Annotated in this window: 21 protein-coding genes; 12 read left to right on the top strand and 9 right to left on the bottom strand. The window is 66.9% G+C overall.

The window, feature by feature from the left end; all coding sequences use genetic code 11:
* Nucleotides 1–65 precede the first annotated feature (65 nt).
* Nucleotides 66–1,022, top strand: a complete 957-nt coding sequence (gene olsB, locus ACWIGM_RS15435) for a l-ornithine N(alpha)-acyltransferase (protein WP_454026790.1) — start codon at nucleotides 66–68, stop codon at nucleotides 1,020–1,022.
* Nucleotides 1,023–1,028: 6 nt separating this feature from the next.
* On the opposite strand, the gene ACWIGM_RS15430 is transcribed toward olsB, so the two are convergent.
* The 3 genes from ACWIGM_RS15430 to ACWIGM_RS15420 are packed head-to-tail and all read right to left on the bottom strand — an operon-like array spanning nucleotide 1,029 to nucleotide 3,720.
* A complete protein-coding gene (locus ACWIGM_RS15430; protein WP_454026789.1) occupies nucleotides 1,029–1,895 on the bottom strand; it encodes an SDR family oxidoreductase in 867 nt (288 codons plus the stop codon).
* Nucleotides 1,892–3,130, bottom strand: coding sequence for a tRNA epoxyqueuosine(34) reductase QueG (queG, locus tag ACWIGM_RS15425; RefSeq protein WP_454026788.1), 1,239 nt, complete (start codon nucleotides 3,128–3,130; stop codon nucleotides 1,892–1,894). Before queG ends, ACWIGM_RS15430 begins: the two co-directional genes overlap by 4 nt.
* On the bottom strand, nucleotides 3,028–3,720 hold the full coding sequence (locus ACWIGM_RS15420; protein WP_454026787.1) for a glutathione S-transferase family protein: 693 nt from the start codon (nucleotides 3,718–3,720) through the stop codon (nucleotides 3,028–3,030). The genes queG and ACWIGM_RS15420 overlap by 103 nt, the downstream gene beginning before the upstream one ends.
* A gap of 239 nt (nucleotides 3,721–3,959) precedes the next feature.
* Here ACWIGM_RS15420 and ACWIGM_RS15415 point away from each other — a divergent pair, with 239 nt between their 5' ends.
* Entirely contained in the window at nucleotides 3,960–4,757 is a 798-nt protein-coding gene (locus tag ACWIGM_RS15415; RefSeq protein ID WP_454026786.1) for an undecaprenyl-diphosphate phosphatase, read from the top strand.
* Between the two features lie 2 nt (nucleotides 4,758–4,759).
* Here the strand turns inward: ACWIGM_RS15415 and ACWIGM_RS15410 are convergent, their stop codons facing one another.
* Entirely contained in the window at nucleotides 4,760–5,674 is a 915-nt protein-coding gene (locus ACWIGM_RS15410) for a LysR family transcriptional regulator (RefSeq protein ID WP_454026785.1), read from the bottom strand.
* 84 nt (nucleotides 5,675–5,758) lie between these two features.
* Between ACWIGM_RS15410 and ACWIGM_RS15405 the strand changes: the two genes are divergently transcribed.
* On the top strand, nucleotides 5,759–6,961 hold the full coding sequence (locus tag ACWIGM_RS15405) for a 4-oxalomesaconate tautomerase (RefSeq protein ID WP_454026784.1): 1,203 nt from the start codon (nucleotides 5,759–5,761) through the stop codon (nucleotides 6,959–6,961).
* The gene (locus ACWIGM_RS15400; protein WP_454026783.1) at nucleotides 6,894–7,880 is read left to right on the top strand and encodes a Bug family tripartite tricarboxylate transporter substrate binding protein; all 987 of its coding nucleotides are present in this window, start codon (nucleotides 6,894–6,896) and stop codon (nucleotides 7,878–7,880) included. The genes ACWIGM_RS15405 and ACWIGM_RS15400 overlap by 68 nt, the downstream gene beginning before the upstream one ends.
* Nucleotides 7,881–7,883: 3 nt before the next feature.
* On the opposite strand, the gene nth is transcribed toward ACWIGM_RS15400, so the two are convergent.
* On the bottom strand, nucleotides 7,884–8,585 hold the full coding sequence (gene nth, locus ACWIGM_RS15395; protein WP_454026782.1) for an endonuclease III: 702 nt from the start codon (nucleotides 8,583–8,585) through the stop codon (nucleotides 7,884–7,886).
* A 20-nt stretch (nucleotides 8,586–8,605) separates the two neighbouring features.
* Between nth and ACWIGM_RS15390 the strand changes: the two genes are divergently transcribed.
* Both ACWIGM_RS15390 and ACWIGM_RS15385 read left to right on the top strand, forming a co-directional pair.
* Complete coding sequence (locus tag ACWIGM_RS15390; protein WP_454026781.1) at nucleotides 8,606–9,133, top strand: DUF2244 domain-containing protein; 528 nt, start codon at nucleotides 8,606–8,608, stop codon at nucleotides 9,131–9,133.
* 2 nt (nucleotides 9,134–9,135) lie between these two features.
* Nucleotides 9,136–9,639, top strand: a complete 504-nt coding sequence (locus ACWIGM_RS15385; RefSeq protein ID WP_454026780.1) for a hypothetical protein — start codon at nucleotides 9,136–9,138, stop codon at nucleotides 9,637–9,639.
* A 6-nt stretch (nucleotides 9,640–9,645) separates the two neighbouring features.
* Here the strand turns inward: ACWIGM_RS15385 and ACWIGM_RS15380 are convergent, their stop codons facing one another.
* Nucleotides 9,646–10,251 carry a class I SAM-dependent DNA methyltransferase gene (locus tag ACWIGM_RS15380; protein WP_454026779.1) on the bottom strand — a complete coding sequence of 202 codons (606 nt, stop codon included), beginning with the start codon at nucleotides 10,249–10,251 and terminating at the stop codon, nucleotides 9,646–9,648.
* A 193-nt stretch (nucleotides 10,252–10,444) separates the two neighbouring features.
* On the opposite strand from ACWIGM_RS15380, the gene ACWIGM_RS15375 reads away from it, so the two are divergent.
* The gene (locus ACWIGM_RS15375; RefSeq protein WP_454027013.1) at nucleotides 10,445–11,350 is read left to right on the top strand and encodes a methylated-DNA--[protein]-cysteine S-methyltransferase; all 906 of its coding nucleotides are present in this window, start codon (nucleotides 10,445–10,447) and stop codon (nucleotides 11,348–11,350) included.
* A gap of 9 nt (nucleotides 11,351–11,359) precedes the next feature.
* On the opposite strand, the gene ACWIGM_RS15370 is transcribed toward ACWIGM_RS15375, so the two are convergent.
* On the bottom strand, nucleotides 11,360–12,262 hold the full coding sequence (locus ACWIGM_RS15370) for a hypothetical protein (protein ID WP_454026778.1): 903 nt from the start codon (nucleotides 12,260–12,262) through the stop codon (nucleotides 11,360–11,362).
* 462 nt (nucleotides 12,263–12,724) lie between these two features.
* On the opposite strand from ACWIGM_RS15370, the gene dnaK reads away from it, so the two are divergent.
* Both dnaK and dnaJ read left to right on the top strand, forming a co-directional pair.
* On the top strand, nucleotides 12,725–14,647 hold the full coding sequence (gene dnaK / locus ACWIGM_RS15365) for a molecular chaperone DnaK (RefSeq protein ID WP_454026777.1): 1,923 nt from the start codon (nucleotides 12,725–12,727) through the stop codon (nucleotides 14,645–14,647).
* 132 nt (nucleotides 14,648–14,779) lie between these two features.
* Entirely contained in the window at nucleotides 14,780–15,910 is a 1,131-nt protein-coding gene (dnaJ, locus tag ACWIGM_RS15360; RefSeq protein ID WP_454026776.1) for a molecular chaperone DnaJ, read from the top strand.
* 58 nt (nucleotides 15,911–15,968) lie between these two features.
* Here dnaJ and ACWIGM_RS15355 read toward each other — a convergent pair whose 3' ends face one another.
* Nucleotides 15,969–16,160 carry a CsbD family protein gene (locus ACWIGM_RS15355; protein WP_454026775.1) on the bottom strand — a complete coding sequence of 64 codons (192 nt, stop codon included), beginning with the start codon at nucleotides 16,158–16,160 and terminating at the stop codon, nucleotides 15,969–15,971.
* A gap of 89 nt (nucleotides 16,161–16,249) precedes the next feature.
* Complete coding sequence (locus ACWIGM_RS15350) at nucleotides 16,250–17,074, bottom strand: helix-turn-helix domain-containing protein (protein WP_454026774.1); 825 nt, start codon at nucleotides 17,072–17,074, stop codon at nucleotides 16,250–16,252.
* A 134-nt stretch (nucleotides 17,075–17,208) separates the two neighbouring features.
* Here ACWIGM_RS15350 and ACWIGM_RS15345 point away from each other — a divergent pair, with 134 nt between their 5' ends.
* The 3 genes from ACWIGM_RS15345 (at nucleotide 17,209) to ACWIGM_RS15335 (ending at nucleotide 22,033) form a co-directional block, all read left to right on the top strand.
* The gene (locus ACWIGM_RS15345) at nucleotides 17,209–17,631 is read left to right on the top strand and encodes a hypothetical protein (RefSeq protein WP_454026773.1); all 423 of its coding nucleotides are present in this window, start codon (nucleotides 17,209–17,211) and stop codon (nucleotides 17,629–17,631) included.
* A gap of 137 nt (nucleotides 17,632–17,768) precedes the next feature.
* A complete protein-coding gene (locus tag ACWIGM_RS15340) occupies nucleotides 17,769–19,970 on the top strand; it encodes an esterase-like activity of phytase family protein (RefSeq protein WP_454026772.1) in 2,202 nt (733 codons plus the stop codon).
* A 209-nt stretch (nucleotides 19,971–20,179) separates the two neighbouring features.
* Nucleotides 20,180–22,033: a potassium transporter Kup gene (locus ACWIGM_RS15335; protein WP_454027012.1), complete on the top strand. Its 1,854-nt coding sequence runs from the start codon at nucleotides 20,180–20,182 to the stop codon at nucleotides 22,031–22,033.
* The last annotated feature ends 38 nt before the right edge of the window (nucleotides 22,034–22,071 follow it).

The following is a 22,071-nucleotide window of genomic DNA, read 5'->3' as shown; positions in this document are numbered from 1 at the left end:
TCCCGTAAGACGGTCGGCGCAGAGCTGTCATGCGCCGATCCGAGATCGCAGAGGCCAGACCGTCTATGACGCGCGATGTTTTCGAGGGTTTCCGTCAGCCGGCAAAGCAGAAGCTGGTCGGCCAGGCCCTGTTGCAGCGCTTCTCGCCATCCAATCTGCTGGCGGCCGGCAAGCAGCTCGGCGGCTTCGCTTTCCCCGGGCCGGATGCCCTGTCGGGCACGCTCGGCCGCTCCGGCACGCTCGAGGTCAGGCTGGCCCGTGGCCCACGCGAGATCTGGAGGGCGCAGCGCCTGCGCTACCGCGTCTTCTATCAGGAGATGTCGGCCAAGCCCGATGTCATCTCGCGCATGTTCCGCCGCGATGCCGACCGCTTCGACGCCGTCTGCGATCATCTCCTCGTCATAGATCATGCCGCACGCGGCCGTTTCGGCGGGATCAAGCCGAAGGTCGTCGGCACCTACCGGCTGATGCGCGAGCAGGCCGTGGCCAAGCTCGGCGGTTTCTATACCCAGTCCGAATTCGACATTGCCCCGCTGCTGGCGCGCCACCCCGATCTGCGCTTCCTGGAGCTCGGCCGTTCCTGCGTGCTGAAGCCCTACCGCACCAAGAAGACGGTCGAGCTGCTCTGGCACGGCATCTGGGCCTATTGCCGGCATCACCGGATCGACGCGATGTTCGGCTGCGCCAGCTTCGACGGTATCGATCCCGACTTGCTGGCGCTGCCCTTGAGCTTCATCCACCACCACGCCACCGCCCAGGGCGAATGGCGCGTCGTGGCCCAGCCGCAGCGGCATGTGGCGATGGACCGGCTGCCAGCCGGCATGGTCGATGCCAAGCTCGCGCTGAAATGCCTGCCGCCGCTGGTGAAGGGCTATCTGCGCCTGGGTGCCCGCTTCGGCTCCGGTGCGGTAATCGACAAGCAGTTCGGCACCACCGATATCCTCGTCATCCTCCCGGTTTCCGCGATCGACCGGCGCTATCTCGACTATCTCGACGGCGACGCCGGACGTTACGCCGCCTGAGCGCGATCACTCGCCCGCGGCGGCGAGGTCGCGCAGCGCCTGCCGGTAGTCCGGATAGCGGAAGGTATAGCCGAGCTCGCGCTTCACCAGTGCGTTCGAGACCCGCTTGTTCTCGCCGTAGAAGCTCGCTGCCATCGGTGAAAGCTTTGCCGGGTCGAACGGGGTTTCCGGCGGCGGGGTGAGCCCGGTGACCTCCGCCGCGAAGCTGACGACATCCTGCGGCGGCGCCGGCTCGTCATCGGTGACGTTGTAGATCGCGCCGGCGCGCGGCGCCTCGATCGAGGCCATCAGCACGCCGGCGATGTCGTCGACATGGATGCGGTTGAAGACCTGACCGGGTTTGATCAGCCGGTTGGCGGTGCCGCCCCGCAATTTGGTGATGGGATTGCGGCCGGGGCCGTAGATGCCGGAGAGGCGGAAGATCCGGACCGGTTTGCCGCTGCGTTCGCCGAAGGCGAGCCAGTCCTGCTCGATCTCCAGCCGCTGCCGCGAGCGCTTGCTGGTCGGACGGCATTCAGCCTCCTCGTCGATCCAGGCGCCGCCATGGTCGCCATAGACGCCGATGGTCGAGAGATAGCCGATCCAGCCAAGCTTCTCGGCCGCCGCGAGCTTGTCGGCGAGCGCGCCGAGCACCGGATCGCCGTTTTCGTCGGGCTGGGCCGAGACCAGTACCGCGTCTGCATCCGCGACGAGCTTTGCCAGGGGCGTCGACACCGCAAAGCCGCCGAAGACCAGCGTATGCAGCCCTTGCTTGCTGAGCTCACCGGCCTTCTCGGCCGAGCGCACCGTGCCGGTGACCTCCCAGCCTTTCGCCAGAGCGGCGCGCGCGAAGAACCCGGCGGAATAGCCGAGGCCGAAGATGACGAGCTTCATGCAGGTTCCAGTTGGTTCGGAGAAGGCTGAGCCCATTCGGCCCTGACCTCGGGGTCGGTTTCCCGCGCGAGGCGTGCCGGCGCGAGTTCAGCAGCGCGGCTGGGCATGAGCTGCCAAAGTGCCCAGGCCGCCATCGCCCTAACCAGGGGCGAGGGATCGTCGAGCAGGGCTTCGGCGCTTGCGGCCAGTGCCGGATCATCGCTGTTGCCGATTGCGATCAAGACATTGCGGATGAAGCGGTCGCGGCCGGTGCGCTTGACCGGCGTCCCCGTGAACAGCGTCCGGAAGGCGGCGTCATCAAGTGCGGCGAGGTCGGCCAGCGGCAACGCATCGAGCTCGCCCTTCAGCGCCAGGCGCGTCTCGTGCGAGGCTTCGGCGAACTTGTTCCAGGGGCAGACGGCGAGACAGTCGTCGCAGCCGAAGACGCGGTTGCCGATGCCCGCGCGGAACTCGGCGTCGATATGGCCCTGATGCTCGATGGTGAGATAGGCGATGCAGCGGCGCGAATCGAGCTGGTAGGGTGCCGGAAAAGCCTTGGTCGGGCAGATGTCGAGGCAGCGCGTGCAGGAGCCGCAATGATCGCGCTCGGGCTCGTCCGGCGGCAGCTCCGCGGAGGTGTAGATCGCCCCGAGGAAGAGCCAGGCGCCATGCTGACGCGAGACCAGCACGGTCTGCTTGCCCTGCCAGCCGAGCCCGGCGGCCTGCGCCAGCGGCTTTTCCATTACCGGGGCGGTGTCGACGAAGACCTTGACCTCGGCCTGAGCCCGCGCCGCCAGCACGCCGGCGATGCTCTTCAACTTGCCCTTGATCACGTCGTGATAGTCGCGTCGGCGGGCATAGAGCGAGATCGCGCCGCGATCACGCTGCTCTAGCACGGCGAGCGGGTCGCCTTCGCCGGCATAGCTCATGCCGAGCATGACGACCGAACGTGCCGCCGGCCACAGGATCGCAGGATCCGCGCGCTCCGCCGTGCGCTCGGTCAGCCAGGTCATGTCGCCGTGATGGCCGGCCTCCAGCCAGCCGGCGAGACGCCCCGGCGCTTCGGGGATGGCATCGACGCTGGCGACGCGCATCACCGCAAAGCCTTCGGCCTGTGCACGCGCGGCGATCGCGGCCTTGAGCTTGGCGCCGTTCAGAAGTCCAGGTCGTCGTAATGGGCTGAGGGTGCCATTCCGGGAATCCGGTCGCTCAGCAGCGGCCGGAAGCTCGGTCTGGACTTGATCCTCGCATACCATGCGCGGGCTGCCTCATCCTCGTCCCAGGGCACGTCGCCGAGATAGTCGACGCAAGAGAGATGCGCCGCCGCGGCGAGATCGGCATAGCTCAGATTGTCGCCGGCGAGCCAGTTCCGTTTCGCCGTCAGCCAGGCGATGTAGCGCAGATGATAGCGCACATTGCCGCGCGCTGCGCGGATCGCGCTCATTTCCGGCGGGCCGCCACCCTCGTCCCGGCTCATGAAGCGCTTCATCACCTTCTCCAGCACGAGCGGAGCGGTGATTTCCTCGTTGAACTTGATGTTGAACCAGTCGAGCAGCCGGCGCACCTCGATCCGCCCGCCGGGGCCTTCCGGCAGCAGCCTCCGCTCGGCCAGCGCCAGCCCGCGGGTCTCGTCGAGATATTCGGCGATCGGCCCCGGGCCGGGAATGACGAGCCCGCTATCCTCGTGCAGGACCGGCGTCGTCCCGGCCGGATTGAGCTCGAGGAACTCGCGCCGCCGTTCCCAGACGCGCTCTTCGACCAGCGTGGCGTCGAGGCCGAACTCGCCGAGCGCGAGCCGGATGAAGCGCGAATGCGGGCAAAGCGAATAATGGTGAAGCGTGGCCATCGATTACTGGAACAGATGAAGGTTCGGATGAGGTAGGCCGGCGCGTGATGCAGCGCGATAGAGCGCCCCCGTATAGGCCTGCCGGCTAAGCCTAACAACCCGGGACCGGGTGAAGTGGCGGATTGCGCGGAAATCCTTGCCGATCTGGTAACCAATTTGCAAAGACCCTGCGCCATAGCTTTAACGCGTTCGGCGCAGCTTTGTTGCGTCGCACCAGCAAGGCTCGGAAGGACCCTCCCATGCATGACCTTCTTGTCGCCGCCGTGCTCGGCGTGGTCGAGGGGCTGACCGAATTCCTGCCGGTGTCCTCGACCGGCCATCTGCTGCTGCTCGGGCACTTCCTCGGCTTCGAATCCAAGGGCAAGGCCTTCGAGATCCTGGTCCAGCTCGGGGCGATCCTGGCGATCCTGCTGGTCTATTTCCGCCGCCTGCTCGACATCGCCTTGCGCCTGCCGACCGACCCTTCTGCGCGGCGCTTCGTCCTCGGCGTGCTCGTCGCCTTCCTGCCGGCGGCGGTGATCGGCGCGCTGGCGCACGGCTTCATCAAGGGCGTGCTGTTCAACCCCTTCCTGGTCTGCTGCACGCTGATCGCCGGCGGCCTCGTCCTGCTCGTCGTCGACGAGCTGGAGCTCGAGGTGAAGCATCACGACGCCACCAAATTCCCGCTGGCGATGTATCTCAAGATCGGCTTCATCCAGTGCCTCGCCATGGTGCCCGGCGTCTCGCGCTCGGGCTCGACCATCGTCGGCGCGATGCTGCTCGGTGCCGACAAGCGGGCGGCGGCCGAGTTCTCCTTCTTCCTGGCGATGCCGACCATGGCCGGCGCCTTCGCCTACGATCTCCTGAAAAACTACAAGGAGCTGACGACGAACGATCTCACCCTGATCGGCATCGGCTTCGTCACCGCCTTCATCTCGGCGCTGATCGTGGTGCGCAGCTTCCTCGATTTCGTTTCGAAGCGTGGCTTCACACCCTTCGCCTGGTGGCGGATCATCGTCGGCTCGGCCGGCCTCGCCGGCCTCTGGGTCTTCGGCTGACCTCAGCCCGGAGCGGGCAGGGGCCCGCGCCAGGTTCCGAGCAGCATTTCCAGGAAGCGCTCCGCCGCCGGCGCCAGCTTGACGCCGCGGCGCCTGACCACGCCGATGGTGCGCGAGACTTCCGGGTCGCGGATCGGCCGCGTGACGATGATCGGATGGTTCTCGCCCGGCGTCGCCAGCTTCGGCAGCACGGATATGCCGAGGCCCGCCTCGACCAGGCCGAGCGAGGTCGACAGATGCGTCACCTCGAAGGACCAGTCGAGCCGGACGCCGATCTTGACCAGAGCCGCATCGAGGATGGCGCGGTTGCCGCTGCTGCGGCTGACGGTGACCAGCGGATGGCCTTCGAGATCAGCCCAGCCCAGTGATGATTTCTGGGCCAGCGCATGATCATGCCGACAGGCGAGCACAAAGGGGTCGTCGATCAGCGGCTCGAAGCTGAGCTCGCCATCGGAGCCGCCGATCAGGTTGATGCCGAACTCGACCTCGCCGCGCGCCACCGCTTCCAAGCCGTCATTGGCTGAGAGGTCGAGGATGCGAAAGCGGATGTTCGGGTACTGCGTCTGGAAGCGCGCGATCACCGAGGGCAGAAAGTAGAAGGCGGCTGTCGGCACGCAGGCGAGCGCGATCAGCCCGGCCCGGCGGCTGCCGAGATCGCGCATCGCGAAGATCGAGGTGTCGAACTCGTCCAGCATGCGCCGGACCAGCGGCAGCATCTCGCGCCCGACCATGGTCAGCGCGACCCGGCGCGTCGTCCGCTCCAGCAAGGCCGCCCCGACCGCACTTTCCAGCCGCTGGATGCGCCGGCTCAGCGCTGGCTGCGACATGTTGAGCGCCTCCGCGGCGCGATGGAAGCCGCCGAGCTCGACCACCGAGATGAAGGCGCGCAGGTCGAGGGCTTCGAAATTGATGCTCATGGCACATTAATAGCGCCGATCTCTGCATTTCACAGCGAATATCGAATTTGAGAGGAGAGGGTATCGCAATCGCCGGTGACGCCCTTGTCCGCTCCCTTCCAGCTTCCGCATGCTCAGGCCCTGCGCATCCCCTGCGTGCTGATGCGCGGCGGAACCTCGCGCGGCCCGTTCTTCCTGGAGCGCGACCTGCCAAGCGATCCAGCGGCGCGCGATCGCGTCCTGCTCGCCGCGATGGGCTCGCCGCATATGCTCCAGCTCGATGGCCTCGGTGGCGGCAATTCGCTGACCAGCAAGGTCGCGATCGTCAGCCGCTCCAGCCGGCCGGATGCCGATGTCGACTATCTCTTCGCCCAGGTCGCGGTCGAGCGCGCTCATGTCGATCTCAGCCCGAACTGTGGCAACATGCTTTCCGCCGTCGGCCCCTTTGCGATCGAGGCCGGCCTGGTGCCGGCGCTCGACGGCGAGACGATCGTGCGCATCCACAACCGCAACACCGGCGCGCTGATCGAGGCGGCCGTGCAGACGCCCGGCGGCGTCGTCGCCTATGACGGAACGACCGCGATCGACGGCGTCGCCGGCACGGCCGCCCCGATCAGGCTGGGGTTCCTCGAAGCGATCGGCTCGAAGACCGGCGCATTGCTGCCGACCGCCTTTGCCCGCGAGGAGATCGACGGCGTCCCGGTGACGCTGATCGACTACGCCACGCCGATGCTGTTGCTGCGGGCAGGCGATCTCGGCCTTACCGGCGATGAGACGCCGGCCGAACTCGATGCGAATGCCGCCCTGCTGGCGCGCCTGGAAGAGCTGCGCCGCGAGGCCGGCCGCCGCATGGGGCTTGGCGATGTCAGCGGCCGCGTCATCCCCAAGGTCGGCGTGCTCTCACCGGCGCGTCGCTGCGGCAGCCTGACCTCGCGCTATTTCACGCCGGATCGCTGCCATCGCAGCCATGCCGTCACGGGTGCGCTCTGCGTCGCCGCGGCGAGCCGCATCGCGGGCAGCGTCGCAGCGGAGGTGCTCTCGCCGCAGACCGGCTCGCTGGTCACGATCGAGCATCCGAGCGGCGCCATCCAGGTCGATCTTTCGCTCGACGCGTCCGGTCAGGTCACCCGCGCCAGCCTGGTGCGCACCGCGCGCCGCATTTTCGAAGGAAACGTCATCGTCCCCGCCAGCGCGATCCTCGCGCTTGCAGAGAGGGCGGAAACGGGAGGAGAACTGACCCATGACGATCACGCGCCGCCATCTCTGCAGCCTGATCACGGCCGCCGCGGCCAGCACCTGCCTGCCTGAATTCGCGCAAGCCCAGGCTGCCTTCCCCGACAAGCCGATGAAGCTGCTCGTGCCCTATGCCGCCGGCGGCGGTACGGACGCGATCGCGCGCCTGGTCGCGCAGGGCGTCGGCGAGCGACTCGGCCAATCGCTGGTGGTCGAGAACAACGGTTCGGCCGGCGGCAATCTCGCCACCGCCCAGGCGGCCGCAGCCTCGCCGGATGGCTACACCGTGTTGATGGCCAATCAGGGCCCGATGGTGGTCAATCCGCATCTGTTCAAGAACGTCCGGGTCGACCCGCTCACCGCCTTCGACCCGCTGACGCTGATTTCGGCGGCGCCGCTCGTCGTGGTGGTCGCGCCGAATTCGCCGCACAAGACGCTGGCCGAGCTCGTCGGCCAGGCTCAGAAGAACCCGGGCAAGCTGACCTATGGCTCGGCCGGCAACGGCTCGGCCAGCCATCTCGCGACGATCCTGCTGGCGCAGACCGCGCAGTTCGAGGCGGTGCATGTGCCTTATCGCGGCGCCGGACCGGCGCTGACCGACCTGCTCGCCGGCAACAGCGACTTCATGGTCACCACCGTGCCCTCCGTGCTCGGCCTGATCGAGGGCGGCAAGGTCAGGGCGCTGGCAGTGACCGGCAAGGCGCGCGCCAAGCTCTTCCCGGAGGTGCCTTCGGTCGCCGAGAGCGGCTGGCCGGACTATGAGGCGACGGCCTGGTACGGCTTCGTCGTGCCCAAGGGCACGCCGAAGGAGGTCGCGGCGAAGCTGCGCCAGGCGACGGTCGAGACCATCAACAGCCCGCTCATCCGCGAGCGACTGCAGAACGAAGGCGCCGAGCCGATCGGCAACAAGCCCGAGGAGTTCGCGGCGATGATGGAGGCGGAGTCGCGCCGCTGGGCCGGAATCATCAAGCAGGCCCGCCTCGCGATCAACTGAGGCTCAGGCGATCCGCTTGTCGGCGGAATCGCAGAGATCGGCGACGACGCAGGTCTCGCAGGCCGGACGCAGTGCCTTGCAGGTGTAGCGTCCGTGCAGGATCAGCCAGTGATGCGCGTGCCGACCGAACTCGGCCGGCACCGCCTTTTCCAAGCCGAGCTCGACCTGCAGCACGTTCTTGCCGGGCGCGATGCGCAGGCGGTTGGCGACGCGGAAGACATGGGTGTCGACCGCATGGGTGATCTCGCCGAAGGCGATGTTGAGCACGACATTCGCGGTCTTGCGACCGACGCCGGGCAGGCTCTCCAGCGCCTCGCGCGCGGTCGGCACTTCGCTGCCGAATTCGGCGATCAGCTTCTCCGAGAGAGCGATGACGTTCTTGGCCTTATTGCGGTAGAGCCCGATCGTCTTGATCAGCTCGCGCACCTGATCCTCGCCGAGGGCGAGCATCTTTTCTGGCGTGTTGGCGAGCTCGAACAGCTTCTTCGTCGCCTTGTTGACGCCGGCGTCGGTGGCTTGCGCCGAGAGCACGACGGCGACCAGCAGCGTGAAGGCGTTGACATAGTCGAGCTCGCCCTTCGGCTCGGGCCTTTCCTGCCGAAAGCGGCTGAAGATCTCGTAGACCTCGGCAGCGCTGCGCGGCTTCGGAGACGTGATCCGCTTCGGCGGCGGGCTGCGGCGTTTCGGACTGTTCGGCACGGGCATCGCGGCGTTATAATTCGCGGATGACCTTGGGCAAGCCCAATTCAGATGACGTCCCCGAAGCGGCCGAGAAGCCGGTCTTCGACGCGACGATCACGCCGTATCGCTCGCTCGGCCAGGACGGCTTCCGCATCGTCATGACCCTGGTCTGCCTGATCAGCGTCGCCGCCTCCATCCCCTTCATGGTGCTCGGCGCCTGGCCGGTCGCCGGTTTCTTCGGCCTCGACATCATCGCGATCTTCATCGCCTTCAAGGTCAACTTCAATGCGGCCCGCGCCTTCGAGCGCATCGTCGTGACGCCGCTCGAAGTCTTGCTGCGCAAAGTCTCGCATCATGGCCGCGAGAGGATCTGGCGTTCCAATCCCGCTTGGACGAAGCTCGAGCGCGAGGATGACGAGGATTACGGCCTGCTCGAGCTCTCCTTGGTTTCGCGCGGCCAGCGCACGGTGGTCGCTTCCGCGCTCTCGCCGCAGGAGCGCGAGGGCTTTGCGCAGGCGCTCGGCACGGCGCTGGCCAAGGCCAAGCGCGGCCCGGATTTCGAACCGGCCTGAGCATGGCCGCGACGATCATCCCTCTGATCGCATGGGCGGTGATCATCGTCGTGATCGTCGCAGCGGTGCGGGCGAACCGTGGTCCGCGTGGCCCTTTGCCCAGCCGGAACGGCGGCGAGGAGTCGGTTCGGGCCTATGGCCTTGCCCTGCGCGACAAGCTCGATCGCGCCTTGTTCGGTCCGGTGCTGGCGGGACGGGTCTGGGACCGCCTGATGGGCTGCAAGCCGGGCGAGGGGCTGATCCACGAATTCCACCGCGACTTCTGCGGCCACGGGCTGATCCGCACGGAAGGCGGGGTCAAACTCTGCGACATCCAGGATGGCCATTATCCGGGTAAGGCGATCGCCGAATGGCACTCGCGCGACGAGTTCGTCGCCTTTTTCGCCGAGCAGTCCGATTATAGCTGCAGCGGCTGGGACGAGACCTCGCCGGTCTTCTTCACCGACGACGAATGGTACCGCAACAACCAGCGTCTCACCCGCGAGAAGCTGCGCCGCTTTGCCTGAGAGGCTTTAGCGACCTTGCTGTGCCAGCCAGATCGTATGGCCGCCGCAGTCCTCGTCTTCGACGACATGCTCGACAACGGCAAAGCCGTTCGCGGCCAGCAGCACACGATACTCGGCCGGGTCGAGACTGGCATGGTAGAGTGGCTCGCCCTCTAAACGGCCGATTGCCTCGCCATGGCCCGGCCCGCTGGTGAAGAGCAGCGCCGCCCCGTTGTTTGCATGCTCTCGGAACAGCGGGAACATCCGCCGCTGATCGTCAGGGCGCAGGTGGAAGAAGCTGTCCCAGGCGATCAGCCCGTCGAAGCGCAGGTCGAGCGCGAGTTCGCGCATGTCGGCGACCTGCCAGGACTGCTGCGGAAAGCGCCCGCGGCACAGCGCGATCAGTGATTCCGAGGAATCGATGCCGGTGACGGCGCAGCCGCGCTCGATCAGATGCCGGGCGATCGGCTCGCCCATGCCGCAGCCGATATCGAGGACCGAGGGATTGGCCGGCAGCAGCGACAGGAAGCGGTCGAGCCAGTGCGCCTCCAGCAGCCTGCGGCCGCGCTGTTGATCATAGGCGGCAGCATGGCGCTGGTAGAGCGAGACGATGGCGTCGGCGGAATCGGTCATATGTGGAGTTCTAAGCACCCCTGGCGGCGAAGACGAGCTTGTCAGCTTTCGGGTGGGAGACGCATGCTGACATCACTAGCTTCGTGAGCATGAAAGATCAGAGCGCGAGGATGGAAAGATGAACGCTCACGTCAGAACTGCGATGAAACCGATCACCGTCTCCAACGCCGTGCTCGCCCGCGCCGCCGAGGCCATGCCTTCCGAGGCCGATTTCCCGGCCGCGGCGCCCGGTTCGGATTACGACACGGTGCGTCGCATCCTCTCCTACATCACCAACAACTGGCGCCAGCAGCCGACGATCGAGGCGATCGCCGACGCGGCCGGCGCGACACCGACCGACGTGCATCACCTGTTCCGGCGCTGGTGCGGGCTGACGCCAAAGGCCTTTCTTCAGGCGATCACCCTCGACAACGCCAAGGGCCTGCTGGCCTCCTCCGCCAGCATCCTCGACACCTCCTTCGAGGTCGGCCTCTCCGGCCCCGGCCGCCTGCACGACCTCTTCGTCACCCATGAGGCGATGTCGCCGGGTGAATGGAAGACCGGCGGCGAGGGTCTGCGCATGTCCTATGGCTTCCACCAGTCGCCCTTCGGCGAGGCGCTGGTCGTCGTGACCGAGCGCGGCCTTGCCGGCCTCGGCTGGGTTTCGAACAGCCTCGACGGCGGCAAGGTCATCGGCGGCCGGGCCGAGGCGCTGGCCGACATGATGCGGCGCTGGCCGCATGCGGATTACCGCTTCGATCCGCAGGCGACGGCGCCTTATGCCAGCCGCGTCTTCGAGCCGGGCAGCTGGTCGCCGCAGACGCCCTTGCGTGTTGTGCTGATCGGCACCGATTTCGAGGTCCGCGTCTGGGAGACGCTGCTGCGCATCCCGGTCGGCTGCGCCACCACCTATGGCGACGTCGCCGGTCATATCGGCAAGCCCTCGGCGGCCCGCGCGGTCGGCGCGGCGGTCGGCAAGAACCCGATCTCCTTCGTCGTTCCCTGCCACCGTGTCATCGGCAAGTCCGGTGCGCTCACCGGCTATCATTGGGGGCTGACGCGCAAGCGCGCCATCCTCGGCTGGGAAGCCGGGCAGGTCTCAGGCGGAGAAGCTGCCTGAAAGCAGAGCCTATTGGATGGCCGGAGCGGGCGCCGCCGCGGGCGGGGACGTCCGTTTCGCCGTGGCCGGACGCGGTTTTGCCGTCTCGGGCTTCGGCTCGGGCAGGCCGAGGCGGGAGCGGATCGATGCGGCGCGCGCCTCGGTGATACGGGCGCCGCAGAAACCGTGCGAGCCCTCGCGCTGGAACTCGCGACAGATCTGCTCGCGCTCCGAGGAGAATCCGGCCTGCTCGCGGGCGATGGCGCGCTGCTCCGGCAGGTCTGCCTTGGCCGAAAGCGCCCGGAAGCCATCGCGGACTGCCGTCTCCGCCTTGCTGCGTTCGCCTTCGATCTCCTTGGCGTGAGCGGGCAGGCTGCGCGCATCCGGCCCCCACACGCCGCGCGGGTCGATGCGGCAGGCGGCAGCTTCGATCACGCAGGGCTGCTCCGGTTCCACTACCAGGAAGGCACCGTCGAGCACGTCGAAGACGATCGGGCAGGCCGGCGCTTCGAGCTTGTAGCGCGCCAGCCCCGCCGGCTTGCCGAGCGATGTCACCGGCACGGCCGCGTCACCGAAGGAGATGGCGCAGGGCTCTACCAGGTTGCCGGACTGGAAGCCCTCGGCGCGCAGCTTCAGGCCATAACCGCTGCCGGTCTTCTCCAGCGTTGCTTCGCCGAAGCCGCCATTGCGGCGCAAGGTCTTGCCGAGGATCGAATCTTCGCCGGGAATCTTGATGGCCGGCATGGTGCGCGGACGCGGCGTCGCCGGGCTGCCCATCGAGGCCGGCGCCGATTGCTGGGCGCCCGGCTGGTTGAAGGGTTGCGCGCCGGGGAGTTGCAGCGGCTGCGCCAGCGCCGCGCCCACAAGGCCGAGCCAGGCCAGCGCTGTGCCGGCGGCAAGGCGATGGGCAGTCGGGCGGCGAAGCGTCGTCACGGCTGTTTCCTGTTGGCGCAAGGTCTTCCTGAATGGAATGGCTACGCCGGCTGCGCAAGAGCATGCGCGCAACACTTATCCGGAATGGTCAGCCCCGGCGAATTCTGTGCAGGACACCGCTCAAAGCCGATTCTTAATCCGGCTCCGCGCCTTGCAAGCAGGGCGTCACCCTCCCTATATACGCCGCGAAGCGGTGGTTTTTGCAGGCCATCGGGACCGGATTGCGCCAGGCGCGAGCACTGATGTGCGAACGCTGAAACGCAGGGCCGGTCGATCTTTAGTTGTAACCGGTGGACGAAGCCGGACCGGAGCCAAGGCTCCGTTCCGTCACTTGCCCGCCAGACGTGGAGATCCCGGGTTCGCTCGCCGCGGTAGGTGGGGGCGATCCGGGGCCATGGGCCGGAGGACGGCGTCCTGGACGCGGCCTTCCGGCGATCTGCTAAATCGAAAGGGATCCCATCCATGGGTAAAGTTATTGGTATCGACCTCGGAACCACCAATTCCTGCGTTGCAGTGATGGAAGGGTCGACGCCGAAGGTCATCGAGAATTCCGAGGGCGCCCGCACCACGCCTTCGATCGTCGCCATCACCGATGACGGCGAGCGTCTGGTTGGCCAGCCGGCGAAGCGCCAGGCGGTCACCAATCCGGAGCGCACCTTCTTCGCCATCAAGCGCCTGATCGGGCGCACCTTCGACGATCCGATGACCAAGAAGGACATCGATCTCGTCCCCTACAAGATCAAGAAGGCTCCGTCGGGCGACGCCTGGGTCGAGGCCGACGGCAAGGACTACTCGCCCTCGCAGATCTCCGCCTTCACCCTGACGAAGATGAAGGAGACCGCGGAGGCCTATCTCGGCCAGCCGGTCACGCAGGCGGTCATCACCGTTCCCGCCTATTTCAACGACGCCCAGCGCCAGGCCACCAAGGATGCCGGCCGCATCGCCGGCCTCGAGGTGCTGCGCATCATCAACGAGCCGACCGCGGCCGCGCTCGCCTATGGCCTCGACAAGAAGTCGACCGGCACCATCGCGGTCTATGACCTCGGCGGCGGCACCTTCGACGTCTCGGTCCTTGAGATCGGCGACGGCGTCTTCGAGGTGAAGTCGACCAATGGCGACACCTTCCTCGGCGGCGAGGACTTCGACATGCGCCTGGTCGAGTACCTGGCGGATGAGTTCAAGCGCGAGCAGGGCATCGACCTGAAGAAGGACAAGCTCGCTCTCCAGCGCCTCAAGGAAGCTGCCGAGAAGGCCAAGATCGAGCTCTCGACCACCGCGCAGACCGAGATCAACCTGCCCTACATCACGGCGGATGCCTCGGGTCCGAAGCACCTCGCCATCAAGCTCTCGCGCGCCAAGTTCGAGAGCCTGGTCGACGACCTGATCCAGCGCACCATCGAGCCCTGCCGCAAGGCGCTCAAGGATGCCGGCCTTTCCGCGGGCCAGATCGACGAGGTCGTCCTCGTCGGCGGCATGACCCGCATGCCGAAGGTCCAGGAGGTGGTGAAGCAGTTCTTCGGCAAGGAGCCGCACAAGGGCGTCAACCCTGACGAGGTCGTCGCCATCGGCGCCGCGATCCAGGCCGGCGTGCTGCAGGGCGACGTCAAGGACGTGCTGCTGCTCGACGTGACCCCGCTGTCGCTCGGCATCGAGACGCTGGGCGGCGTGTTCACGCGTCTGATCGACCGCAACACCACGATCCCGACCAAGAAGAGCCAGGTCTTCTCCACCGCCGAGGATAACCAGGGCGCGGTGACGATCCGGGTCTTCCAGGGTGAGCGCGAGATGGCGGCCGACAACAAGCTGCTCGGCCAGTTCGACCTGATGGGCATTCCGCCGGCCCCGCGCGGCATGCCGCAGATCGAGGTGACCTTCGACATCGACGCCAACGGCATCGTCTCGGTGACGGCGAAGGACAAGGCCACCAACAAGGAGCAGCAGATCCGCATCCAGGCGTCTGGCGGCCTCTCCGAGGCCGAGATCCAGAAGATGGTCAAGGATGCCGAGGCGAACGCAGCCGAGGACAAGAAGCGTCGCGAGCTCGTCGAGGCCAAGAATCAGGGCGAGAGCCTCGTGCACTCGACCGAGAAGTCGCTGAAGGACTATGGCGACAAGGTTTCGGCCGCCGACAAGGGCGCGATCGAGACCGCGCTCGAGGCGCTTCGGACCGCGCTGACCGGCGAGGATGCCGAGGCGATCTCCTCGCGCACCAACGAGCTGATGCAGGCGTCGATGAAGCTCGGCGAGGCGATGTATGCCGCCAGCCAGGCCGAAGCGAATGCTCCGGAAGGCGCCGCTGCCGAAGAGCCGAAGAAGGACGACGTCATCGACGCCGACTTCAAGGACGTCAGCGACGACAAGGGCGACAAGAAGAAGAGCGCGTAAAGCGCGCTCGTCATCGGTCGTGACGGGATGGCCGGGCTTGACCCGGCCATTCCATTAAGGCGATGGCGTCGGCAGGACATGACTCGCTGGCCCGCGCAGGAAGCGCGGGGCGGCGCAGGGGCAGCTGGTTGAATGTCGAAGCGCGACTATTACGAGATCCTCGGGGTCTCCCGGACCGTGACGGAAGTCGAGCTCAAGGGCTCCTTCCGCAAGCTCGCCATGCAGCATCACCCGGACAAGAATCCGGGCGATAAGCAGGCGGAGATCAAGTTCAAGGAAATCAACGAGGCCTATCAGGTCCTCTCCGACGGCCAGAAGCGCGCTGCCTATGACCGCTATGGCCACCAGGCCTTCGACAATGGCGGCGGAGGCGGCGGACCGGCCGACATGTCGGACTTCATGTCCGACATCTTCGAATCCTTCTTCGGCGAAGGCCGGGGCCGTGGCCCGCGCGGCGCGAACTCGCGCGAGCGCGGCGCCGATCTGCGCTACAATCTCGAGATCGGCCTCGAAGAGGCCTATGCCGGCAAGAACGAGACCATCCGCGTCCCGACGTCGGTGACCTGCGAGGTCTGCTCTGGCACCGGTGCCAAGGCAGGCTCGAAGTCGCGACAGTGCCCGACCTGCGGTGGCCATGGCCGCGTCCGCGCCAGCCAGGGCTTCTTCTCGGTCGAGCGCACCTGCCCGACCTGCGGCGGCCGCGGCGAGATCATCGACGATCCCTGCGCCGGCTGCCAGGGCGCTGGCCGCGTCACCCGCGAGCGCACGCTCTCGGTCAACATCCCGGCCGGGGTCGAGGACGGTACCCGCATTCGCCTCGCCGGCGAGGGCGAGGCCGGTCTGCGTGGCGGCCCGGCGGGCGATCTCTACATATTCCTCTCGATCAAGCCGCACGCCATCTTCCAGCGCGACGGTGCCGACCTATTCTGCCGCGTGCCGATCGGCCTGACCTCGGCTGCGCTCGGCGGCGAGATCGAGGTGCCGACGCTGAACGGTGAAAAGGCCCGGGTGAAAATCCCCGAGGGCACCCAGACCGGCAAGCAGTTCCGCCTCAAGGCCAAGGGCATGAGCGTGCTGCGCTCGCGCGAGATGGGCGATCTCTACATCCAGGTCCTGGTCGAGACGCCGCAGAAGCTGACCGCCCGCCAGCGCGAACTGCTGATGGAGTTCGAGCGCGAGAGCTCGGGCGCAACCCATCCCGAGACCGCCGGCTTCTTCGGCCGGGTCAAGGATTTCCTCGGCGGCCTCGGCGGGTCCGCCTGAGACGAAAAACGGGCGCCTCACGGCGCCCGTCCCGTTTGATCGGAGGCCGACCCGCAGGTCAGGCCTTGTCGACCACTTTCTTGACCGCGTCCTTGGCCTTGCCGACAGCCTGCTGGGCCTCGCCCTTGCGCTCCTGCGCGATGCCCTCGGCCTGCAGCCCGGGCTTGTTCAGCGCCTTGCCGGCGGCCTGCTTGACGTTGCCGGCGGCTTCATTGGCCATGCCCTTGATCTTGTCGGTCGTGCTGCCCATGGACGTTTTCCTTTCAGAGTGATCCGTGATCGGCGCCTCGGCGCCGGTTCGGATGGGAGAACGTCACGGCCCGGCTTTGGTTCCGTCCATCAGGAGGCGGGCGCAACGCTCGCCGCGATCGCCCGTAGCGCCTGACCTGTCGCTTCGTCGGCCGGAAAGAAGGTCTCCAGCGCCAGCTCGGACAAGGTGACGTCGACCGGCGTGCCGAACACGGTCGTGGTCGAGATCAGCGACAGCACGGTCTCGCCCAGCCGCAGCTTCAGGGGCACGACGATCGGCGGCTCCGCCTCCTCCTGCGCTTTGCCCCTGCCCGTAGGCGCAGCCGGAACGGGATAGCTCAGCAATTCGGTCAGGAGCTCGGCGAGCAGCGGATCGGCAGTGGCACGAATCTGCTGGCGTAGCCTTGCGATCAGGTGGCCGCGCCACTCCGTAAGATTGACAATCGCCGGGGCGAGCCCGCGCGGATGCAGGCTGAGCCGAAGCACGTTAACGGGGGGGCGCAGAAGGTCGGCATCCTCGACGACCGCGAGCATCGGTGCGATCATCCTGTTTGCCGCGAGCAGGGTCCAGTGCCGGTCGACGGCGACGGCGGGGTAGGGCTCGTGCCCTTTGAGCAGGAGGTCGATCGCGCCGCGCGCTGCCTGGAGGCTCGGATCCTCCAGCGAGCGTTCGAGATAGACCGGTGCGTAACCGGCGGCGAGCAGGAGCGCGTTGCGCTCGCGCAGCGGCACGCCGAGATGCTCGGCGAGCAGCAGGACCATGTCACGGCTCGGGACCGAGCGGCCGCTCTCGACGAAGCTGAGATGCTTCTGCGAGATCTCGGCTTCGAGCGCGAGGTCGAGTTGGCTGAGACGGCGCAGCTGGCGCCAGTCGCGGATGAGATGCCCGATCGTGGGCTGCTGGTGCTTGTTCATGGCAGGCAAGCTAGCCGCGGACGGGCTGTCGTCCAATTACCTCTGGCTTAATCGACCGGCCGCCGGGCTTTCGTCAGCATGGCCTCCATCAGCAACCGCTGCCCGACGACAGGGCGGCCGATCGGAGAACAGCCATGGCCTTCATCCAGTCCTCGCGTTTCCTGCGCAATGCCCTCGCCCTCGACGCTGCCGCTTGCGCCGCGACCGGCCTGCTGCTCAGTGTTGGCGCCGGCGCGCTCTCCGGGCTTCTCGGCTTCCCGGCGGAATTCCTGCGCGGCGCCGGCCTCGTGCTGCTGCCTTGCGCTGCCGCGCTGGCGTTCTTCGCCAGCCGGACGCGCCTGCCGCGACTCGCAATCTACGCCGTGATCGGCGTCAACATCCTCTGGGTCGCCGACAGCGTGCTGATCCTGGTCGCCGGCTGGTTCGCGCCGACCACGCTCGGCATCGCCTTCGTCCTGGCCCAGGCCGTGGCGGTCGCCGTCGTTACCGAGCTCGAAGTGATCGGCCTGAAGAAGTCGGTTTCCGATATCGCCGGAGCCGAAGCCACGCTGCGCTGACCAGCCTCTTTCCCCAATCACGCCGCTGCGGCTCCCCCGCGGCGGCGTTTGCTTTGCGACGGCTTGTCACGAAACTGTCGTCTGTGCTCACTAGCCGGAAGGCCTGCCTCCCCACCCTGCGGAACAGGACCGTCCCAATGCGCAAACCCCTTGTCCTTGCGGCTCTCGCGACGCTCCTCGCCGGCGGCACGGCGCTGGCCGAGCCGAACTTCAACCGCATCGCCACCTTCCAGGTGCCGCTGAACCTGCCAGCTGATCGCGATCCGTCGAAGAAGACGGTGTCCGAGATCATCGCCGCCAACGAGGCCGGCACCTTGCTCGCCTATACCGACGCCGAGCAGAAGGCGATCGGTCTGATCAACATCACCACCGCCAATGCGCCCAAGCCTGCCGGCTTCATCCCGGTTGGCGGTGAGCCGACCTCGGTCGTCATCCTCGGCGAGCGCGCCTTCGCCGTCGTCGTCAGCTCCGGCGACAACTTCAAGGAACCGGCCGGCCATCTCGCCACCATCGACCTCAGGACGAAGCAGGTCTCGGCCAAATGCGAGCTCGGCGGCCAGCCGGATTCGATCACGCTGACCAAGGACAAGGGCAAGCTCGCCATCGTCATCGAGAACGAGCGCGATGAAAAGCTGAACAAGGGCGACCTGCCGCAGCTCCCAGCCGGTAATCTCACCCTCATCGGCATCAAGGACGGCGAGGCTGACTGCGCCACAAGGCAGATCGTCGATCTCACCGGCATCGCCGCGGTCGAGCCGACCGATCCGGAGCCGGAATTCGTCGACGTCAACCAGGACGGCCTCGCCGTGGTGACGCTGCAGGAGAACAACCATCTTGCCGTGGTCGATACGAAGACCGGCAAGCTCGTCGCGCATTTCCCGGCCGGCACCGTCGACCTCAAGGCCATCGACAAGACCCGCGACGGCCAGATCAAGCCGACCGAGGAGTTGAAGGGCGTTCCGCGCGAGCCCGATGCGGTGCGCTGGCTCGATAATGACCGCTTCGTCACCGCCAATGAGGGTGACTGGAAGGGCGGCTCGCGCGGCTTCACGATCTTCCGCAAGGACGGCACGGTCGAGTTCGATTCCGGCAACATGGTCGACCACATCGCCATCCGCCTCGGCCATTATCCCGAGCGCCGCTCGGCCGCCAAGGGCAGCGAGCCGGAGGGGATCGAGGTCGGCACCTATCATGGCGAGCGCCTGTTCTTCGTCGGGCTCGAGCGCGCCTCGCTCGTCCTCGTCTTCAAGGACGAGGGGTCGGGCAAGGCTCCGCGCTTCCTGCAGGCCTTGCCGAGCGGCATCGCGCCGGAGGGGCTGCTCGCCATCCCGCAGCGCAATCTCTTCGTCAGCGCCTCCGAGGCTGACCTTGGCGAGAAGGGCGGGCCGCGCTCGGCCGTGACGATCTACGAGCGCAGCGAGGGCCCGGCCACCTACCCGACCATCGTCTCGGCCGATGTCGACGGCGCCCCGCTCGGCTGGGGTGCACTCTCGGGTCTCGCCGCCCATCCCGAATTGCCGGGCCGGCTCTTCAGCGTCACCGACAGCGCCTATACGCCCTCGCGCATCCTCGAGATCGACGCCACGAAGAAGCCGGCAATGATCACCGGCGCCATCACCGTGACCAAGGACGGCAAGCCGGCCTCCTATGATCTCGAGGGGATCGCGACGCGCCCCGGCGGCGGCTTCTGGCTCGCTTCGGAAGGCGCGCCGGAGCGCAAGGAGAAGCCGACGCAGAACCTCTTGCTGCGCGCCTCGGCCAAGGGCGAGATCGAGGAGGAGATCGCCCTGCCGGAGGAGTTCGCCGCCAAGGCGATCAACCAGGGCTATGAGGGCGTCGCCGTCACCGGCACAGGCCAGGACGAGACAGTCTGGATCGCCGTCCAGCGCGAGTGGAAGGACGATCCCAAGGGCAAGGTCAAGATCCTCTCCTACAAGCCCTTCACCAAGAGCTGGGGCATCCTCTACTACCCGCTGACGACGCCCGGCGCCGGCGCCTGGATGGGCCTCTCCGAACTGACCTATCTCGGCGACGACAGCTTCGCCGTGATCGAGCGCGACAACCTCTTCGGCGCCAAGGCGGTGAAGACGCTCGCGACCTTCTCGGTGAAGGGGCTGAAGCCGGCGCCGTTCGGCTCCTCGGAGATCCCGACCGTCGAGAAGAAGCTGCTGCGCGACCTGACGCCGGAGCTGATGAAGCTCGGCGGCTACGGGCTCGACAAGGTCGAGGGCATGGCGGTCGACAAGGAAGGCAGCCTCTTCGTCGTCACCGATAATGACGGCGTCGACGACTCCTCCGGCGAGACCCAGTTCTTCGCCTTCGGGAAGCTTGCGAAATAAGACGACATAACAAGCGGCCGGCGAGTCCTTCTCGCCGGCCTGCCGAGCTCTTCGGGGGCTTTCCCCGCATCGCAATCCCTGCTCCAGCCTTGCTGTCGCTGCCGGTGCATGCCCTACTCCTGCAAAAGGGGAGGCGGCGCATGACCCAAGGGGTTCTGTCACAGAGCAGTTCGCCCTCTCATGGCGAGCACCATGGCTCCATCCCCGCCCTGACGCTCGGCGCCCTCGGCGTCGTCTACGGCGACATCGGTACGAGCCCGCTCTATGCGCTCAAGGAGGCCGCCCGCGCCGCGAGTGCCGGCGGCACCTTGCAGCCGGGAGCCGTCGTCGGTTGTGTCTCGATGATCCTGTGGGCGTTGATCCTGATCATCTCGCTCAAATATTCGCTGCTGATCATGCGCGCCGACAATCGCGGCGAGGGCGGCATCATGGCGATGCTGGCACTGCTCAAGGCGCGCCATGCCAAGCCGGGCACGGCCCGGGCCTATGTCCTCGTGATCGGGCTCGTCGGCGCTGCGCTGCTCTATGGCGACGGCGCCATCACGCCGGCGATTTCCGTGCTCAGCGCGATCGAGGGCCTCAAGGTCGATGCGCCGTTCCTTGCGCCAGCGATCGTTCCGCTGACCGCGATGATCCTGATCGGCGTCTTCCTGGTGCAGAGCAAGGGCACCGGCTTCATCGGCAAGCTGTTCGGGCCGATCATGCTGCTCTGGTTCATCGCTCTCGCCTTGCTCGGTATCCGGGGCATTCTGATGGCGCCGGAGATCCTCTCCGCGATCAATCCGTTCAACGCGCTCTACTTCATCACCCACACCGCCCCGATTGTCGGCTTCGCCGTGCTGGGCGCGACCTTCCTGGCGGTGACCGGCGGTGAGGCGATGTATGCGGATATGGGCCATTTCGGCCCGTTGCCGATCCGCATCGCCTGGCTGACCGTGGTGCTCCCGGCGCTGATGCTGAACTACTTCGGCCAAGGCGGCTTGCTGCTCAGCCATGCCGAGGCGATCGCCAACCCGTTCTACCAACTCGCGCCGGACTGGGCGCATTATCCGATGGTGTTCTTCGCGACGGCCGCCGCCGTCATCGCCTCGCAGGCGGTGATCACCGGCGCGTTCTCGCTGACCCGGCAGGCCGTGCAGCTCGGCCTCTTCCCGGCGATCCACATCAAGCACACCGCGGACGACCAGAAGGGGCAGATCTACATTCCGATCGTCAACTGGATGATCTGCCTGGCGACGCTGACCTCGGTCTTCATGTTCCGCTCTTCCGACGCGCTCGCCGGCGCCTACGGCATCGCGGTCTCCCTGCTGATGGCGATCACCACCGGGCTGGCGGCGCTGATCGCGCTGAAATGGGGCTACAACCCGATCCTGGTTATCGCGGTCAACGGCTTCTTCCTGCTGATCGACCTCGCCTTCTTCTCGGCGAACCTGCCGAAGCTGCATGAGGGCGGCTGGTACCCGCTGCTTCTGGCCCTGGTGCTGACGATGATCATGCTGACCTGGCGGCGCGGCCTTGCCCTGGTGGAGGCGGCGCGGGCCCGCCAGCGGGAACCGGAAAAGGCCTTCCTGGAGATGCTGGCGACCAACCCGCCGCTACGCCTGCCCGGGACGGCCGCCTTCCTCGCCTCGGCCGCGCGCGGGCTGCCGCTCTCGCTCACCCACTTCGTCCGCCACAATCACGCTCTGCACGAGCGCATTCTGCTCGTGACCGGCAAGCTCGAGGAAATTCCGCGCGTCTCCGACGAAAACCGGATCGAGCTGATCGAACTCGCGCCCAGCGTCACGCGTGTGATCCTGCATTTCGGCTTCATGGAGACGCCGCATATCCCCGACGGCTTGCGCTGCGGCGTCGAGCACGGCCTTCTGTCCGGCGTCGATCTTGGCGGGATGTCCTATTATATCGGCCGAGAGACCGTCATTCCGCGCGAGGAGATCGCGGGCATGGCGATGTGGCGCGAAGCGCTCTTCGCCTTCATGCAGCGCAACGCCGAGCGTTCCGCCGCGCATTTCCATATCCCGGCCAAGCAGGTTGTCGAGGTCGGCGTGGAGATCGAGATCTGATCGCCTGCGCGATCAGATCTCCATTCAGTCATCTAGCC

This window comes from Allobosea sp. NPDC055332 (genome assembly GCF_053645455.1).
Note: the sequence above shows the minus strand (reverse complement) of the source record. Positions and strands in the feature narration are given on the sequence as shown.